Annotated in this window: 17 protein-coding genes and 1 pseudogene; 10 read left to right on the top strand and 8 right to left on the bottom strand. The window is 72.1% G+C overall.

Annotated features, from left to right (window positions below):
* Positions 1–58: 58 nt before the first annotated feature.
* The 3 genes from EHO50_RS12615 to EHO50_RS12625 are packed head-to-tail and all read right to left on the bottom strand — an operon-like array spanning position 59 to position 3,653.
* Positions 59–2,620, bottom strand: coding sequence for an ABC transporter permease (locus EHO50_RS12615; RefSeq protein ID WP_128430683.1), 2,562 nt, complete (start codon positions 2,618–2,620; stop codon positions 59–61).
* A gap of 5 nt (positions 2,621–2,625) precedes the next feature.
* On the bottom strand, positions 2,626–3,375 hold the full coding sequence (locus EHO50_RS12620; RefSeq protein ID WP_128429976.1) for an ABC transporter ATP-binding protein: 750 nt from the start codon (positions 3,373–3,375) through the stop codon (positions 2,626–2,628).
* On the bottom strand, positions 3,372–3,653 hold the full coding sequence (locus EHO50_RS12625) for an SHOCT domain-containing protein (RefSeq protein WP_128429977.1): 282 nt from the start codon (positions 3,651–3,653) through the stop codon (positions 3,372–3,374). The genes EHO50_RS12620 and EHO50_RS12625 overlap by 4 nt, the downstream gene beginning before the upstream one ends.
* 183 nt (positions 3,654–3,836) lie before the next feature.
* Between EHO50_RS12625 and EHO50_RS12630 the strand changes: the two genes are divergently transcribed.
* Genes EHO50_RS12630 through EHO50_RS12645 form a run of 4 tightly spaced genes read left to right on the top strand, consistent with a single transcriptional unit; the run spans position 3,837 to position 5,678 of the window.
* Positions 3,837–4,439, top strand: a complete 603-nt coding sequence (locus EHO50_RS12630; protein WP_164904826.1) for a TetR/AcrR family transcriptional regulator — start codon at positions 3,837–3,839, stop codon at positions 4,437–4,439.
* On the top strand, positions 4,439–5,011 hold the full coding sequence (locus EHO50_RS12635; RefSeq protein WP_128429978.1) for a DUF4865 family protein: 573 nt from the start codon (positions 4,439–4,441) through the stop codon (positions 5,009–5,011). Before EHO50_RS12630 ends, EHO50_RS12635 begins: the two co-directional genes overlap by 1 nt.
* Positions 5,012–5,028: 17 nt before the next feature.
* Positions 5,029–5,205, top strand: a complete 177-nt coding sequence (locus EHO50_RS12640) for a DUF1272 domain-containing protein (protein WP_128429979.1) — start codon at positions 5,029–5,031, stop codon at positions 5,203–5,205.
* A 41-nt stretch (positions 5,206–5,246) separates the two neighbouring features.
* The gene (locus EHO50_RS12645) at positions 5,247–5,678 is read left to right on the top strand and encodes a tautomerase family protein (protein WP_128429980.1); all 432 of its coding nucleotides are present in this window, start codon (positions 5,247–5,249) and stop codon (positions 5,676–5,678) included.
* A gap of 25 nt (positions 5,679–5,703) precedes the next feature.
* On the opposite strand, the gene EHO50_RS12650 is transcribed toward EHO50_RS12645, so the two are convergent.
* The gene (locus tag EHO50_RS12650; RefSeq protein ID WP_128429981.1) at positions 5,704–6,171 is read right to left on the bottom strand and encodes an RpiB/LacA/LacB family sugar-phosphate isomerase; all 468 of its coding nucleotides are present in this window, start codon (positions 6,169–6,171) and stop codon (positions 5,704–5,706) included.
* A 119-nt stretch (positions 6,172–6,290) separates the two neighbouring features.
* Between EHO50_RS12650 and EHO50_RS12655 the strand changes: the two genes are divergently transcribed.
* Together EHO50_RS12655 and EHO50_RS12660 are read left to right on the top strand one after the other, a co-directional pair.
* On the top strand, positions 6,291–6,578 hold the full coding sequence (locus tag EHO50_RS12655; protein ID WP_128429982.1) for a hypothetical protein: 288 nt from the start codon (positions 6,291–6,293) through the stop codon (positions 6,576–6,578).
* Between the two features lie 28 nt (positions 6,579–6,606).
* Entirely contained in the window at positions 6,607–6,984 is a 378-nt protein-coding gene (locus EHO50_RS12660; RefSeq protein WP_128429983.1) for a YybH family protein, read from the top strand.
* A 10-nt stretch (positions 6,985–6,994) separates the two neighbouring features.
* Here EHO50_RS12660 and EHO50_RS12665 read toward each other — a convergent pair whose 3' ends face one another.
* Together EHO50_RS12665 and EHO50_RS12670 are read right to left on the bottom strand one after the other, a co-directional pair.
* Entirely contained in the window at positions 6,995–8,236 is a 1,242-nt protein-coding gene (locus tag EHO50_RS12665) for an ROK family protein (protein ID WP_128429984.1), read from the bottom strand.
* A 36-nt stretch (positions 8,237–8,272) separates the two neighbouring features.
* A complete protein-coding gene (locus EHO50_RS12670; RefSeq protein ID WP_128429985.1) occupies positions 8,273–9,010 on the bottom strand; it encodes an alpha-ketoglutarate-dependent dioxygenase AlkB family protein in 738 nt (245 codons plus the stop codon).
* 90 nt (positions 9,011–9,100) lie between these two features.
* On the opposite strand from EHO50_RS12670, the gene EHO50_RS12675 reads away from it, so the two are divergent.
* A complete protein-coding gene (locus tag EHO50_RS12675) occupies positions 9,101–10,234 on the top strand; it encodes a methyltransferase (protein WP_128430685.1) in 1,134 nt (377 codons plus the stop codon).
* A 21-nt stretch (positions 10,235–10,255) separates the two neighbouring features.
* On the opposite strand, the gene EHO50_RS12680 is transcribed toward EHO50_RS12675, so the two are convergent.
* Both EHO50_RS12680 and EHO50_RS12685 read right to left on the bottom strand, forming a co-directional pair.
* Positions 10,256–11,110 (bottom strand): ketose-bisphosphate aldolase, encoded by an 855-nt coding sequence (locus tag EHO50_RS12680; protein ID WP_128429986.1) that lies wholly within the window; start codon positions 11,108–11,110, stop codon positions 10,256–10,258.
* Positions 11,111–11,130: 20 nt separating this feature from the next.
* Positions 11,131–12,012, bottom strand: coding sequence for an SIS domain-containing protein (locus tag EHO50_RS12685; RefSeq protein WP_128429987.1), 882 nt, complete (start codon positions 12,010–12,012; stop codon positions 11,131–11,133).
* 131 nt (positions 12,013–12,143) lie between these two features.
* Between EHO50_RS12685 and EHO50_RS12690 the strand changes: the two genes are divergently transcribed.
* The 3 genes and pseudogenes from EHO50_RS12690 to EHO50_RS12700 all read left to right on the top strand — a co-directional run.
* Complete coding sequence (locus EHO50_RS12690) at positions 12,144–12,923, top strand: DeoR/GlpR family DNA-binding transcription regulator (RefSeq protein ID WP_128429988.1); 780 nt, start codon at positions 12,144–12,146, stop codon at positions 12,921–12,923.
* Positions 12,924–13,529: 606 nt separating this feature from the next.
* On the top strand, positions 13,530–15,365 hold the full coding sequence (locus tag EHO50_RS12695) for a glycoside hydrolase family 15 protein (protein ID WP_128429989.1): 1,836 nt from the start codon (positions 13,530–13,532) through the stop codon (positions 15,363–15,365).
* 92 nt (positions 15,366–15,457) lie between these two features.
* Positions 15,458–16,193 (top strand): annotated as a pseudogene (locus EHO50_RS12700) (FecCD family ABC transporter permease); the annotation flags it as partial.
* Between the last annotated feature and the right edge of the window lie 21 nt (positions 16,194–16,214).

The raw sequence follows: 16,214 nt of genomic DNA on the forward strand, positions 1-16,214 counted from the left end.
TTGGCCTTGTTGGCCGTCGGCCGGCCGTCTGTTGTGAAGGTCCTTCTGCCCGGGGGCGTCACTCGGTGGCGATCGCCCGCAGTACGTCCAGGCGTGCCGCCCTGCGCGCCGGGCGTAGGCCCGCCAGGGCTCCGGCCGTGAGGCCGACCAGTGCCACCACCGCCAGTTGCAGGGGCGGCATCGCGAACGCGAAGGTGCTGTCGCTCGCGCCGTCGGAGGCCTTGACCAGGACCCAGCCGAGGAAGGCGCCGAGGGTGAGGCCGCCGACCGTGCCGAAGGCGGCCACCAGGACCGACTCCCAGCGGACCATCGCGCGCAGTTGGGAGCGCGTCTGGCCCACGGCCCTCAGCAGGCCCAGTTCGCGGGTGCGCTCGTGGATCGCCAGGGTGAGGGTGTTGGCGATGCCGAGGAGCGCGATGAGGACCGCGAGGGCGAGCAGTGCGTAGACGAGCGTCAGCATCATGTCGATGCCGCCTGCCGAGGACTGCGCGTACTCGTCGCGGGTCTGCACCTCGGGGTTGCCGTACTGGCCTGCGACCTTCTCCACCGCCGCCTGGCCCGCCTCCGTGCTCACGCCGTCCTTGAAGGAGACGGCTAGCAGGGTGTCGGCGTCCTGGGTGCGGTGCGGGGCCCAGGCGTCGCGGGTGATGACGTAGTCGCCGGCGAGTTCGGACTGGCCGTAGACCGCGCGGACCGTGAAGGTCTGCTGCCGGCCGTCGGTGAAGGTGAGCTGGGTCGTGTCGCCGGTGGTCAGGTGCTGCTTGTCGGCCTCCTTCTCGGTGATGGCGATGCCGTCCGTGCCGAGGTCGCGCAGGGAGCCTCGGACGTTGCCGAGGTCGAAGGTGCGTTCCAGGGCGACCGGGTCGGTGACCGTCAGCGCGCGTCCCTTGCCGTCGACTTCGGCGACCCCGCGGCCGAGGCCGACGGCCGTGTCCACCTCGGGCAGCCGCTGGACGGCGTCGGCGAGGCGCGGGCTCAGGCCGCTGCCGCCCGCGCCGAACGACGGGGTGCTGACGGCCACGTCGCCCGCGAAGGACCTGGACACGGTCTGGTCCATCGTCGCCTTCAGGGAGGCGCCGAACACTGTGAAGAGGGAGACGACGGCCACGCCGATCATCAGGGCGCCTGTGGTGGCGGCCGTCCGCTTCGGGCTGCGCAGGGCGTTGCGGCGGGCGAGGCCGCCGGTGACGCCGCGCAGGCGGTCGAGGGGGCCGCCGAGGATCCGTACGGCCGTCGTGGAGGCGACCGGGCCGAGGGCCACGAAGGCGGCCAGGGCCAGGACGGCGCCGGTACCCGCCAGCCAGAGGGACGGGGTCACCAGGACGCCGCTGAGCGTCACGCCGACCGCGAGGGCCAGCAGGCCCAGGCCGGTGACGGCGCGGAGGCGGGAGGCTGCGGAGGTGTCGACGGCCGTCTCGCGCAGGGCGGCCAGCGGTGCGGTGCGGCCTGCGCGTGCGGCGGGCAGCAGTGCGGAGCCGAGGCAGACCACGACGCCGACCGCGAGCGGCAGGGCCATGGACAGTGCGCTGATCACCAAGTGGCTCTCGGGGAAGGGGAATCCGATCGCCGGGAACAGCGCCTGGAGGCCGGCCGCGATGCCGATGCCGCCCGCAAGGCCGGCCAGCGACGCGGTGACGGCCACGGCGGTCGCCTCGACGAGGGTCGACGCGGTGACCTGGCGGCGTGAGGCACCCAGGGCGCGCAACAGGGCGTTCTCGCGGGTGCGTTGGGCCACGACGATCGCGAAGGTGTTGTGGATGGAGAAGGTCGCCACCAGGAGGGCGACGCCGGAGAAGACCAGGAGGAAGGTGGTGAAGAGGGTCAGGAACTGGCTGGAGATCATGTCGGTGTTCTCCTCGGCCGACTCCTGACCGGTGATGGCCTCGACTCCCTTGGGGAGTACGGGGTCCAGCTTGTCGACCAGCTCCTGCTGGGTGACGCCGGGGCCTGCCCGCACCTGGATGCTCGCCGCCTCGCCGGGCCCGGCCGTGAGGTACTTCTCGGCGTCGGCCCGGGTCATGCCGGTGAAGGTCACCTGGGCCATGCCGTCCTCGCCGCCGAAGGTCGCGAGACCGACAACGGTCACCTTGACCGGGTCGGGCGTGCGCAGGGTCGTCGTGTCGCCGATGTTCAGGTCACCGCGCTCGGCGGTGCCGCGGTCGATGACCACCTCGCCGGACTTCTGCGGGGCGCGGCCCTCCGCGAGCTGGTACGCGTTGAGCTCGGGGTCGGCGATCCAGTTGCCGGCGAGGGTGGGCGGGCCCTGGCCGCCGATGGGGTCGCCGTTCCTGCCGACGAGCTGGCCGGCGCCTTGGATGTCGGGCGCGGCGGCCGCGACGCCGGGGACCTTCTCGATCGTGGTCACCAGGTCCGTGTCCACGGGTTCGCGCACACCCTCGCTCTCGCCGGGCGTGGTGATGGCGTCGGCGCTGCGGACGACGGCGTCCGTGCCGCTGGTCGCGTTGCCGAACATGGTGTCGAAGCCGGCGCGCAGCGTGTCGCCCATGACGAGGGTTCCGGTGAGGAAGGCGACGCCGAGGAACACTGCGAGGAACGTACCGGCGAAGCGGCGCTTGTGGGCGCGCAAGGAGGACAAGCTCAGGCGCACGGATGCGTTCATGGCGCTCATGAGGGCACCTCGAAGGCTTTCATGCGGTCCAGGACCTTTTCGGCGGTAGGGGATTCCATACGGTCGACCAGGCGCCCGTCGGCGAGGAAGACGACCTCGTCGGCGTGGGCGGCGGCCACGGGGTCGTGGGTGACCATGACGACCGTGCGGGCCGTGTGGCGCACCGCCCGGCCGAGCAGGCCGAGGACCTCCCCGCCGGAGCGGGAGTCGAGGTTGCCGGTCGGCTCGTCGGCGAAGACGACGTCCGGCTGCCCCGCGAACGCCCTTGCCACCGCGACGCGTTGCTGCTGGCCGCCGGAGAGCTCGGAGGGCCGGTGGTGGAGCCGGTCGCGCAGGCCGACGACGTCGATCAGCGCGTCGATCCACTCCCGGTCGCCCTTGCCGCCCGCCAGGTCCAGCGGCAGCGTGATGTTCTCCGCGACGGTCAGCGTGGGCACCAGGTTGAAGGCCTGGAAGACGAAGCCGACGCGGTCGCGGCGCAGGAGGGTCAGGCGGCGGTCGTCGAGGCTGCTCAGCTCGGTTTCGCCGATGTGGGCGGTGCCCGAGGTGAGCGTGTCGAGGCCGGCCGCGCAGTGCATCAAGGTCGACTTGCCGGAGCCCGAGGGCCCCATGATCGCGGTGAAGCGGCCGACCGGGAAGTCGACGCTCACCCCGTCCAGGGCCCTCACGCTGGTGTCGCCGGTGCCGTACACCTTCACGGCGTCGACGACCCGGGCGGCGGACCGGGTGACGGTGGTGGTCGTCATGCCGCACCGCCCTTGCCGGTCCGGCCGAACTGCTCGTCCAGGACGGACAGTCGGCGCCAGTACTCGTCCTCGTCGATCTCGCCGGAGGCGAAGCGGTGACCGAGCACCGTGAGGGGCGAGTTGTCGTCGGTGGCGGGCCGCCAGGGGCCGCGGCGTCCGCGCCACACCGTGCGGCGCAGCAGCGCGATGCCGCCGATCACCACGGCCGCCCAGATCAGCGGGAAGAACAGGATCCACGGGCCGGGGCCGCCGTCTGCGAAGTGAGCCAGGGTCTGCATCTCGAGTCATCTCCCGAGTCGGTTCGGACGGGTCGTTCGTTGATGTCTCGAGGCTCGCTCCGGAGGGGGGTCCGGGTCGTCGTACGGCCAGCGGCAGTGCGCGTACTTCACGGGAAGTACGCGAGGCCGGGACCGCTGCTCCGGAAGGGCGAGGATCAGGGCTCGACTTCTGTAACTACTAGTATGTACAGTGAGGGTATGAGCACCTCGGACACCTCGGACCGACTGATCGAGTCCACCCGGGAACTGCTGTGGGAGCGCGGCTATGTGGGCACCAGCCCCAAGGCGATCCTGGAGCGCGCGGGCGCCGGGCAGGGCAGCATGTACCACCACTTCAAGGGGAAGCCGGATCTCGCCCTGGCCGCGATCCGGCGTACCGCCGAGGAGATGCGGGCTACCGCCGCGGGAGTACTCGACGCTCCGGGCACACCGTACGAGCGCATCGAGGCGTATCTGCGGCGCGAGCGCGATGTGCTGCGTGGCTGTCCGGTCGGGCGGCTGACGATGGACCCGGACGTGATCGCCAGCGACGAACTGCGGGCGCCCGTCGACGAGACGCTCGACTGGCTGCGGGAACGGCTCGCCGGGATCGTCGACGAGGGCAAGGAGCAGGGCCAGTTCGCGCCCGGGCTCGACGGCGAGTCGATCGCGGCGACGATCGTCGCGACCGTCCAGGGCGGCTACGTCCTCGCCCGCGCGTCCGGTTCGCCCGCCGCCTTCGAGGTGGGCGTGCGGGGCCTGCTCTCCCTTCTCTCACTGCGCCAGGACCACCAGGAAGGCGCCTGATGCACGCGATGCAGTACGAGCTCGCCCTGCCCGCCGACTACGACATGGGGATCATCCGCCGTCGCGTGGCCGGCAAGGGGCATCTGCTCGACCACTGGCCGGGCCTGGGCCTCAAGGCCTATCTGATGCGTGAGCGCGGTGTGCACGGATCGCCGGTCAACCAATACGCGCCGTTCTATCTGTGGAACACGGGCGCGGGCATGAACGCCTTCCTCTGGGGCGGCCCTTTCCAGGGCGTCGTCGACGACTTCGGCCGCCCGACGGTCCGGCAGTGGTCCGGGCTGGCGTACGCGGAGGGCGGGGCCACCGACTCCCCCGCGCGGGTCGCGGTACTGCAGCGCCAACTGGTGCCGGACGAGGGGCTGTTGACCGATGTCATGGCGGACGCGGCGCGGGAGACCGAGCGGCTGGCCCGCGAGGGCGGCGCGGTGCTCTCGGCGGCTGCCGTGGACACGAGCCGTTGGGAGCTGATCCACTTCTCCCTCTGGGAGAACGAGACGCCCAAGGCCGACGGCGACATGTACGAGGTGCTGCACATGTCCGCGCCGGGGCGGGACCGATTGCCGGGCTGACAAGGAAAGGCGAAGACATGGCACTGGAGATGCGCGATCGCTGCGAGCGCTGTGAGACGGCGGGGCTGCCGCTCGACGCACCTGCCCGTATCTGCTCGTACGAATGCACCTTCTGTGTGCCGTGCAGCGAGGCCATGCGGGACATCTGTCCCAACTGCGGTGGCGAGCTGGTCCCCAGACCTCGCCGTAAGTGACGAACATGACGTTCGCGACGCTCGTGACAAGGAGATCCCACATGCCCTTCGTCCGCATCGACGCCCTGGAAGCCGACCCCGAGCGGCTGGACGCCCTCGGCCGTGCCGTGCACGACGCCCTGGTGGAGGCGATCGGGATCCCGCCCGACGACCGGTTCCAGGTGCTGGTCGGCCACGACGGCACCCGAAGCACACTGCGCTATGACAGCGACTATCTCGGCATCCACCGGGACGACGGCCTCGTGTACGTCACGATCACCCTGCGCTCCGGGCGGACCCCCGCGCAGAAGCAGGCGCTGTACCGGCGGATCGCCGAACTCGCCCACGCCTACGCGGGGACCGAGCCGCGGAACGTGTTCGTCAACCTCATCGAGAACGAGCCGATCAACTGGTCGTTCGGCGAGGGAGTGGCGCAGTACGCCGACTCGCCCGCCCCCGTCGACTCACCCGCCCTCACCGGACCGTCGTCGTAGGCCACCGCGATGTCGCTGTCGAGCCTCACGGCTCCCTGAGGTCGAGGCGGCCGACGAGGTCCAGGCGGCCGATGCGGGCCACGTTCTCCCGGTCCTCGGCGTCCGCGCTGGCCTCGGCCGCGAACCAGGCGTCGAGGATCTCCTTGAGCAGCGGCTCGGACGTCAGACGCAGGCTGAGCGCGAGCACGTTGGCGTCGTTCCAGCGGCGAGCGCCGTCCGCCGTGTACGCGTCCGTGCACAGGGCGGCCCGTACACCCGGCACCTTGTTCGCGGCGATCGACGCGCCGGTGCCGGTCCAGCAGCACACGACGGCCTGGTCGGCCGTCCCGGCGGCGACCTCGCGGGCGGCCGCCTCGGAGCAGGCGGCCCACTGGGGGTCGTCGCCGGGGCTGAGCGCCCCGTGGGTGACGACGTCGTGGCCGCGACCGCGCAGCTCGGTGACGAGGAGACGGGCCACGGGTTCGTCCATGTCCGAGGAGACGGAGATCCGCATGTCTCGAAGAGTACCCATGTCCGCCGGGAGTGCGGCCGTCCGAGCGGCGGCCGAGCATGGAGGTGGCCGCCGGTAACGGCCGAACCGAGATGACCGCCGGGAACGGCCGAGGAGGGATCATGGCGACCCTGCACATCGAGCATCCGATCACGGACTTCGCCACCTGGAAGACCGCCTTCGACCGCTTCGCTCCGGCGCGCGCCGACGCGGGCGTACGCCACTACCGTGTCCAGCAGCCCGTCGACGACCCCGCCTACGTCGTCGTCGACCTGGACTTCGACGACGCGGCCGACGCCGAGCGGTTCCTGGGCTTCCTCAGGACAAGGGTGTGGTCCTCGTCCGAGAGCGCGCCCGCCCTGGCCGGAGCGCCTCGGACGCGGATCCTGGAGACGGCCGAGGAGCGGTGAGCCCGCTGCCGGGAAGGGGAGTGTGGGGATGGATCCGGTGGACGTCGTCCGGCGCTTCAACGCCGCGATCAACGACCAGGACCTCACAGACCTGGCGTCGCTGATGTCCGACGACCACACCTTCGTCGACACCGACGGCGGTACCGTCCGCGGGAAGCAGGCCTGCCTCGATGCGTGGCGCGGGTTCTTCACGGCCTTCGGGGACTACCGCAACGTGTTCACCGAGCTGACCGTCCACGACGACGTCGCCACGGTGTCCGGATACTCGGTCTGCTCACGGCCGGAGCTGGCGGGCCCGGCGCTGTGGACCGCCCGTGTCACGGGCGCACTGGTCGGCGAGTGGCGGGTGTACGAGGACACGCCACAGGTACGCCGCGAGCTCGGCCTGCCGCAACAGGCCCACTAGGCCGACGGGACTAATGGGCGAGCGCCCCCAGCGGATCGTCCAGCACCGGCTGCCAGGCCAACTCGGCCGCGCCGACGAGGCTGTTGTGGTCGAGGGTGCACGCGAGGATCGGGACGCCGCCGCTCTGGCCCCACAGGCTGCGGTCGGCGACGACCGCGCGCAGGCGGCCGGGGTCGGCGTCCAGGAGGGTGCGGTGGAGGCCGCCGAGGATGATGCGGTCCGGGTTGAGGATGTTGACCAGGCCGGCCAGGCCCAGGCCGAGGCGGTCGATGAGGGCCTCGGTGGCCGTGCGGACCGCCGGGTCGTCGTACCGGGTACGGATCAGGTCCTTGGCCTGCTGGAGCAGGGAGACCTCGGGGCCCGGCTCGCGGCCGGCCGCCGTGAGGAGAGCCAGCGGGTCGGCTTCAACGTCGAGGCAGCCGCGGCTGCCGCAGTGGCAGGGTCTGCCCTCGGGGTTCACGGTGAGATGGCCGACCTCCAGGGCCAGGCCCGAACTGCCGGTGTGCAGACGGCCGTCCAGCACGAGCGCACCGCCGACGCCCCGGTGCCCCGTGGCCACGCACAGCAGATGGCGGGCGCCGCGACCCGCGCCGTGCCGGTGCTCGGCGAGGGCGGCGAGGTTGACGTCGTTGCCGGCGAAGGCCGGTCCGGTGATCCCGGCCTCGCGCACGCGCTCCGCGAAGATACGGCGGACGGGCGCACCCACGGGCCAGGCCAGGTGCAGCGGGTTGAGCGCCAGGCCGTCCGGTTCCGCGACGGCGGACGGTACGGCGAGTCCGGCGCCGACGCAGCGCCGTCCGGTCGTGCGCAGCAGGTCGGCGCCCGCTTCGACGACCGAGCCGAGGACCTTGGCCGGATCGGCGTCCACCGTCTCGCAGCCGGGCGCGGTGGCGACGATACGGCCGCCGAGGCCGACCAGCGCCGCCCGGAAGCCGTCGGCATGTACCTGTGCGGCGAGGACGACCGGCCCGTCCTCGGCGACCGCCAGCCGGTGCGAGGGCCGGCCCTGCGAACCGGCCGCGGCGCCGGGCCGGGCGTCGACCCGGATCAGGCCGAGCGCCTCCAGCTCGGCGGCGACCGCGCCGGCCGTGGCCCGGGTCACGCCGAGCTCGGCGGTGAGGACGGCACGCGTGGGGGCGCGTCCGGTGTGCACGAGCTCCAACGCGGGTCCGAGCGCACCGCGCCCCCGGTCCAACCGCGTCCTCGAGGTGGTCCCTTCCCCCGCCGGCCGGGGGTCCGCCTTGCCGCTCATGAGGGCGAGTCTCCCATGATCCGCAGATGTGGCGGCCTACAGCCCGCTCACTCTGAGCGTGATGTTCAGCCGCCCGGTCAGCCCCAACTCCGGCGGTGCGGTGCCCGGCTGCACCCTCGGCACTCCGTGGTGGGCGAGCCGCGAGGGACCGCCGAACACGAACAGATCGCCGCTGCGCAGCTCGACGTCCGTGTACGGCCGGGACCGGGTCTCGGTGTTGCCGAAGCGGAAGACGCAGGTGTCGCCGAGGCTCAGGGACACCACCGGGGCGTCCGACTTCTCGTCGCTGTCGCGGTGCATGCCCATGCGGGCGTCGGCGTCGTAGAAGTTGATCAGGGCGATGTCGTACGCCGCCACCGGTTCGCCCGGCACATCCCGCTCCGCTTCCCCCAGCGCGTCCCGCACCGCGCGCCGGCCCAGCTCGCCCAGCCACTGGGGGAACGGTTTCACCGGGGCGGCGTCGCCGTCGACGACCGTGCGGGCGTAGCCGTACGGGTACCAGTGCCAGCCCGGGCACTCGGGATTGTCCCGTACGGCTCGACCGCAGTTCGGGCACCTCCGTACGGGCCCCCAGTGCCAGCCCAGGCAGACCTGCCGGGCGGTCATGGTGCCGCCGCCGGGGGTGCGGACCGTGCGCAGGCCGGCCGGTGGGCGGGCCCACTCGCGACACGCCTCCAGCAGCTCGCGCTGGCGGCCCGGATCCAGCCAGTCGGGCACATGCACCGCGCCCGGCGCGACCTCCGTACGTTCCCGGGGGAACAGCTCGGCGTCCATGCCTTCCATCCTCCCGCACCGGTCGTGAGCTGCGGCTCGGCACCTGCACCTCGCGGGGTCGCTTAGCCTTGACGCACGATGAACGACCGTATGACGACGCCCTGGGGCGAGCTCGCGCTGACCCGTTTCCCCGAGGACCCGCGTGACAGGCTGCGTGCCTGGGACGCCTCCGACGAGTACCTCCTCAGGCATCTGGCGGAGCAGGAGACCCCGCTGTCCGGCACGGTCGTGGTGGTCGGTGATCGCTGGGGTGCCCTGGTCGCGGCGCTCGCCGCGCACCAGCCCGTGCAGATCACGGACTCCCACCTGACCCAGGAGGCGACCCGGGCCAACCTCGCCCGCGGCGGCGTCGAGCCCGGCTCCGTCCGGCTGCTCACCACCCAGGATCCGCCGCCGGACCGCATCGACGTGCTGCTCGTGCGGGTACCGAAGAGCCTGGCCCTGCTGGAGGACCAGCTGCTGCGGCTGGCGCCCGCGGTGCACGAGGGCACGGTGGTGGTCGGCACCGGGATGGTGAAGGAGATCCACACCTCCACGCTCCAGCTGTTCGAGCGGATCCTCGGCCCGACCCGCACCTCGCTCGCCGAGAAGAAGGCCCGGCTGATCTTCTGCACGCCCGAGCCGTCGCCGGAGCGGCCCGCCAACCCGTGGCCGTACACCTACACGCTCCCCGACGGCATCGGCGCGGTCTCGGGGCGCACGGTCGTCAATCACGCGGGCGTCTTCTGTGCCGACCGGCTCGACATCGGTACGCGGTTCTTCCTGGGACACCTTCCGGACGGCAAGGGCGCCCAGCGGGTGGTGGACCTCGGCTGCGGCAACGGCGTCGTCGGGACGGCGGTGGCGCTGGCGAACCCGGCGGCCGAGGTGCTGTTCGTGGACGAGTCGTTCCAGGCCGTGGCCTCGGCGGAGGCGACGTACAGGGCGAACGGGGTGCAGGGGCACGCCGAGTTCCGGGTCGGGGACGGGCTGGCGGGCGTGCCGGCCGGGAGTGTCGACCTGGTGCTCAACAATCCCCCGTTCCACTCCCACCAGGCGACGACCGACGCCACGGCCTGGCGGATGTTCACGGGGGCGCGGCGCGCGCTCAGGCCGGGCGGTGAGCTGTGGGTGATCGGCAACCGGCATCTCGGCTACCACGTGAAGCTGCGGCGACTGTTCGGGAACAGCCGACTCGTCGCCAGTGACGCGAAGTTCGTGGTACTGAGGGCCGTCAAGCGGTAGGCGTCAGGGGGTACGGCCGGGTCAGGGAGCCCTCAGCACCCCGATGATGTCGGCCACCGCCCGTACCATCGCCTCGCGCCCCACACTCAGGTACTTGCGTGAGTCGACGGCCTCGGGGTGGGCGGCGAGGAAGTCGCGGATCGCTCCCGTCATGGCGATGTTGAGGGCCGTGCCGATGTTGACCTTGGCGATGCCGCCCGCGACCGCCGCGGTCAGTTCGCCGTCGGGGACGCCGGAGGAGCCGTGCAGGACGAGGGGGACGTCCAGGGTGGCGGACAGGCGCTTGAGGAGGTCGTGGTCGAGGGTGGCGGTGCGGGTGGTCATGGCGTGCGAGCTGCCGATGGCGACCGCGAGCGCGTCGACGCCGGAGTCGGTGACGAAGGCATGGGCCTCGGCGGGGTCGGTGCGGGCCCCGGGGGCGTGGGCGTCGAGCGGCGCCTCCCCGTTCTTGCCGCCCAGTCGGCCCAACTCGGCCTCGATCCAGAGGCCTTGGGCGTGCGCCCAGTCGACGGCTGCCTTCGTGGCGGCGAGGTTGTCCGCGTACGGCAGTCGGGCCGCGTCGTACATGACCGAGCTGAATCCGGCGCCCGGCGCCTGACGCAGCAAATCGTCGCTCTGGACGTGGTCGAGGTGCAACGCGACGGGGACGGCGGCCCGTTCGGCGGCGGCGACGGCCGCGCGGGCGAGCGGGAGGAGGCGTCCGTAGCGGAACTTGACGGCGTTCTCGCTGACTTGGAGCACGACGGACGAACTCACCGACTCCGCACCGGCGATGACGGCCTCGACATGCTCCAGGGTGATGACGTTGAAGGCGGCGACGGCGGAGCGGGCTGCGGCGGCGCGGGTGATGAGCTCGCCGGTGGTCACGAGGGGCACGGCTCTCCTTTCTCGGCGCGTCAGGGGGCGAGGATCACCGAGCGGGTGAGGTGACGCGGCCGGTCCGGATCGAGCCCGCGGGCCGCGGCGACGGCGACCGCGAGCCGCTGAGCGCGGACCAGTTCGGCGAGCGGGTCGAGACGGCCCTCGATCCACAGGCCGCCGGTGGCGCGCACCTGTTCGGCCAGCCCCTCGGGCGCCTCACCGAACATCCAGGTGGCGGTGGAGCTCGTGGTGATGCTGATCGGGCCGTGCCGGTACTCCATGGCCGGGTAGGACTCGGTCCAGGACAGCGAGGCCTCGCGCATCTTCAGGCCGGCCTCGTTGGCCAACCCCACGGTCCAGCCACGGCCGAGGAAGGTGAACTGCCCGCATTCCACGAGCCCTTCGGGCAGATCGTCGGCGAGCGCGGTGCGGGCGTCGGCCACGGCCGCGTCGGGGTGCAGGCCGAGGTGGGCGCGGAGCAGGGTGAGGGCGGTGGTCGCGAACCGGGTCTGCACGACGGACCGTTCGTCCGCGTAGTCGAGGACGACGACCTCGTCGGCGGCCGTCATGACGGGCGTGCTCGGGTCGGCGGTGATCGCCGTGGTACGCGTGCGTCCCTTCAGCCGTCCCAGCAGGTCCAGCACTTCGGTCGTGGTACCGGAGCGGGTGAGGGCGACGACTCGGTCGTACGTCCGTCCGGGCGGGAACTCCGACGCGGCGAAGGCGTCGGTCTCCCCTTGGCCCGACCCCTCGCGCAGCACGGCGAACGCCTGTGCCATGAAGTACGACGTGCCGCAGCCGACGACCGCGACCCGCTCCCCCGGCGCCGGCAGCACCCCGCCGAGGCCGGCCGCCTCCGCCGCGGCGCGCGTCCAGCACTCGGGCTGACTGTTGAGCTCGTCCTCGACATGCGTCATGCCGCCACCTTCCGCACTCCCACCCGCACATGATTGTTCTTGCAAGATAGCGCCAGATTTCGAGCAGAATCAAGCATTCGGCTGGCGAGGCGTGCGCTAAGGTCGCCGGGAGATCGAGGAATGGAGGGCGGATGTCGCGCGACGCCCGCTGGAAGGCACTGCTGGAGCTGCTCGTCGAGCGGGGTCGGCTGGACGTCGAGGAGGCGGCCGCAGAGCTGGAGGTGTCGTCCGCCACGATCCGCCGCGACTTCGACCAGCTCGCCGAGCAGCAGATGCTCGTGCGTACGCGGGGCGGCGCGGTCGTGCACGGGGTGTCGTACGAACTGCCGCTGCGCTACAAGACGGCCCGGCACGCCTCCGAGAAGCAGCGCATCGCCAAGGCGGTGGCCGGCCTCGTCGCGCCCGGCGAGGCGGTGGGGCTGACCGGCGGTACGACGACCACTGAGGTGGCGCGGGCCCTGGCCGTACGCAGCGACCTGGCGTCCGGCTCGCCCGCGTTGACGATCGTCACCAACGCGCTCAACATCGCCAACGAGCTGGCCGTGCGCCCCCAGTTCAAGATCGTGGTCACCGGCGGGGTCGCGCGCCCGCAGTCGTACGAGCTCATCGGGCCGCTCGCGGACGCTGTGCTGGCCCAGATCACCATCGATGTGGCGGTGCTCGGCGTCGTCGCCTTCGACGTCACGCACGGCGCCGCCGCGCACGACGAGGCGGAGGCGGCGATCAACCGGCTGCTGTGCGAGCGGGCCGAGCGGGTGATCGTGGCCGCGGACTCCAGCAAGCTGGGCCAGCGGGCGTTCGCCCGGATCTGCGCGGCCGACGCGGTGGACACACTGGTCACGGACACGGCGGCCGCCCCCGACACCGTACGGCGTTTCGAGGAGGCGGGCCTGAGGGTCGTCTCGGTCTGAGGGGCGGCCCGGTCTGAGGTCGGCACGGCCGGAAGCCGGCGCAACCTGAGCGTCGCCGCGGCTGGAAGCCGGCGCAACCGGAAGCCAGCCCAACCCAAGCGCCGCCGCGACCCGAGGCCGGCGCAACCTGAGCATCGGCGTGACCCGAGGTCGGCGCGACCGGAAGCCGGCGCAACCGAAAGCCAGCCCAACCCAAACGCCACCGCGACCCGAGGCCAGCGCAACCTGAGCGCCCCCGCGGCCGGAGGCCGCCGCAAGCTGAGCATCGTCGCAACCCGAGGTCGGCGCGGCTGGAAGCCGGCGCAACCGGAAGCCAGCCCAACCCAAGCGCCGCCGCGACCCGAGGCCGGCGCAACCTGAGCGCGGCCGGGGGCGAGGTCGGCGCGACCGGAAGCCAGCGCAACCCAAGCGCCGCCGCGGCCGGAAGCCGGCGCAACCTGAGCGTCGGCGCAACCCGAGGTCCGCGCGGATGGAGGTCGGCGCGGCCTGAGCGTCCGTGCGGGGCGATTCCCTGGTCCCGCGCGCCCGGCCCCCGGTTCCGGCCCCCACCCGGTCGATTCCACCTACGCTGGGAGCGAGGCGCATGGCGGGCCCAGGGAGGCTGCGATGAGCACGACACCGAGCGGTGGGCACGTACGGGCGGCGTCGCGCTATGTGCCGATCGCCGAGCACGGGCTGATCGGCGATCTGCGCAGCGTGGCCCTGGTGGGGACGGACGGCACGATCGACTGGTACTGCTGCCCGTCCTTCGACGCCCCGAGTGTCTTCGCGGCGATCCTGGACGCGGAGCGGGGCGGCTGTTTCGAGCTGGCGGCAGCAGTGTCGGCGCGGACCAAGCAGTTCTACTTCCCCGACACGAACGTCCTGATCACCCGGTTCTTCACCGAGGACGGCGTCGGAGAGGTGCAGGACTTCATGCCGGTGGACGGCGGCCTGGTGGAGACCGAACGGCACCGGCTGATCCGGCGCGTGGTGTGCGTGCGCGGGTCGATCCCCTTCCGTACGCGGGTCGCGCCGCGCTTCGACTACGGCACCCGGCCGCACACCGTCCGCAGGGTGGGTGACGTCGCGGTCTTCGAGTCCGAGAAGCTGTCGCTCGGCCTGACCGCGACCGTGCCGCTGGAGGTCGACGGGCCCGACGTGTGCGCCGAATTCAAGCTCTCCCAGGGCGAGTCGGCGGTGTTCGCGCTGGACCAGGTCGGCGGCGAGGTGAACCCACGGCGGTGCGCGCGGACCGAGGCCGAGGAACAGTTCAACAGCACGGTGGCGTACTGGCGGCACTGGCTGTCCGCGTCCAAGTACCGGGGCCGCTGGCGGGAGATGGTGCACCGCTCCGCCCTCACCCTGAAGCTGCTCACCTACGCGCCCACCGGCGCGATCGTGGCCGCGCCGACGACGAGCCTGCCCGAGCAGCCGGGCGGCGAACGCAACTGGGACTACCGGTACGTGTGGGTGCGTGACGCCGCCTTCTGTGTGTACGCGCTGCTGCGGCTGGGCTTCACGGGTGAGGCCGAGGCGTTCATGAAGTTCCTGGTCCAGTACGTCAGTCGGAGCGACGGCTGTCACGCGGGTCCGTTGCAGATCATGTACGGCATCGACGGCCGCACCGATCTGACCGAGCGCGAACTCGACCACTTGGAGGGGCACCTCGGTTCCGCCCCAGTGCGCGTCGGCAACGCCGCCGCCGACCAGCTCCAGCTCGACATCTACGGCGCGCTGATCGACTCGATCTACCTCTACGACAAGTGGGCGCAGCCGATCTCCAGCGACCAGTGGGACGAGGTGTGCGCGCTGGTGGACTGGGTGTGCGAGCACTGGGACCAGCCCGACGAGGGCATCTGGGAGACCCGCGGCGGACGTAAGAACTTCCTGTACTCGCGGCTGATGTGCTGGGTGGCGATCGAGCGGGGCATCCGCATGGCCAACCGGCGCGGGCTGCCCGCCGATCTGCCGCGCTGGCAGCGGTGCCGGGACACGATCTACCGGCGCATCATGCGTCGGGGCTGGTCCGAGAGCCGCCAGGCCTTCGTCCAGCACGAGGACGGCGACGTGCTCGACGCGGCCGTGCTGATGATGCCGCTGACGAAGTTCATCTCGCCGACCGACCCCAAGTGGCTGTCCACCCTCGACGCCCTCACCCAGGACCTGGTGTCCGACTCGCTGGTCTACCGCTACGACCCGGCGGCGAGCCCCGACGGACTGCACGGCGACGAGGGCACGTTCTCGATCTGCTCGTTCTGGTACGTCGAGGCCATGGTCCGCGCCGGCCGCGTCGACGAGGCACGGCTGGCCTTCGAGAAGATGCTGACGTACGCCAACCATCTGGGCCTGTACGCCGAGGAGATCAGCCACACGGGCGAGCAACAGGGCAACTTCCCCCAGGCGTTCACCCATCTCGCCCTGATCAGTGCGGCCTTCAACCTGGATCGCGCCCTGGGCTGACCGGAGTCCGAACGAAGGCGAGGCTTTCAGACGGATCTCCCCCGCGCGGATGGCGGTGGTCGACAGCAGGCTTGAGGCTCTCCCCCGCGGACATGGTCCGCACGCTGCTGGGCAACGGCAGCCCGCGCACCGACTTCGTGATCAACGACCTCCGGCTGCCCCGCCTGCTGACCGGCATCCTCGCCGGTGCGGCGCTGGGCCTGAGCGGCGCCCTGTTCCAGAGCCTGACCCGCAATCCGCTGGGCAGCCCCGACATCGTGGGCTTCACCTACGGCTCCGCCACCGGAGGCCTGCTGGTGGTCCTGCTCGTCGGCGGCACCGGCGGGCAGATCGCGGTCGGGGCGGTCGGCGGAGGCCTCGCGACCGCGGCCCTCGTGTATGTGCTGGCATGGCGGCAACGCCTATCTCCTCGCCAAGGCCAGGTTCACCCAGGCCGCGCAGGCCATGGTGTGGCTCAACGGCAGCCTCAACGGCCGGGGTTGGCAGGAGGTCCGCCCGGCCGCCCTCGGCCTGCTCGTGGTGCTGCCGCTCGTGGCGCTCGCCGCGAGCCGGCTGAAGATCCTGGAGATGGGCGACGACGTGGCGGGCGGGCTCGGGGTGCCGGTCCAGCGCACCCGGTTGGTGATCCTGGTGCTGGCCCCGGCGGCCTGCGCGGTGGCCACCGCGGCGGCCGGCCCGATCCCGTTCGTGGCCCTCATCGCCCCCCAGCTGGCCCGCCGCCTCACCCGGGCCCCCGGACCCAACCTCCTGGCGGCCACCTGCACCGGAGCGTTCCTCGTGGTCACCGCCGACTTCGCGTCCCAGCGCATCCACGAGTCGGCCCAGCTGCCGGTCGGCGTGGTGACCGCG

It is taken from the genome of Streptomyces cyaneus, from assembly GCF_004028635.1.
GTDB lineage: Bacteria > Actinomycetota > Actinomycetes > Streptomycetales > Streptomycetaceae > Streptomyces > Streptomyces cyaneus.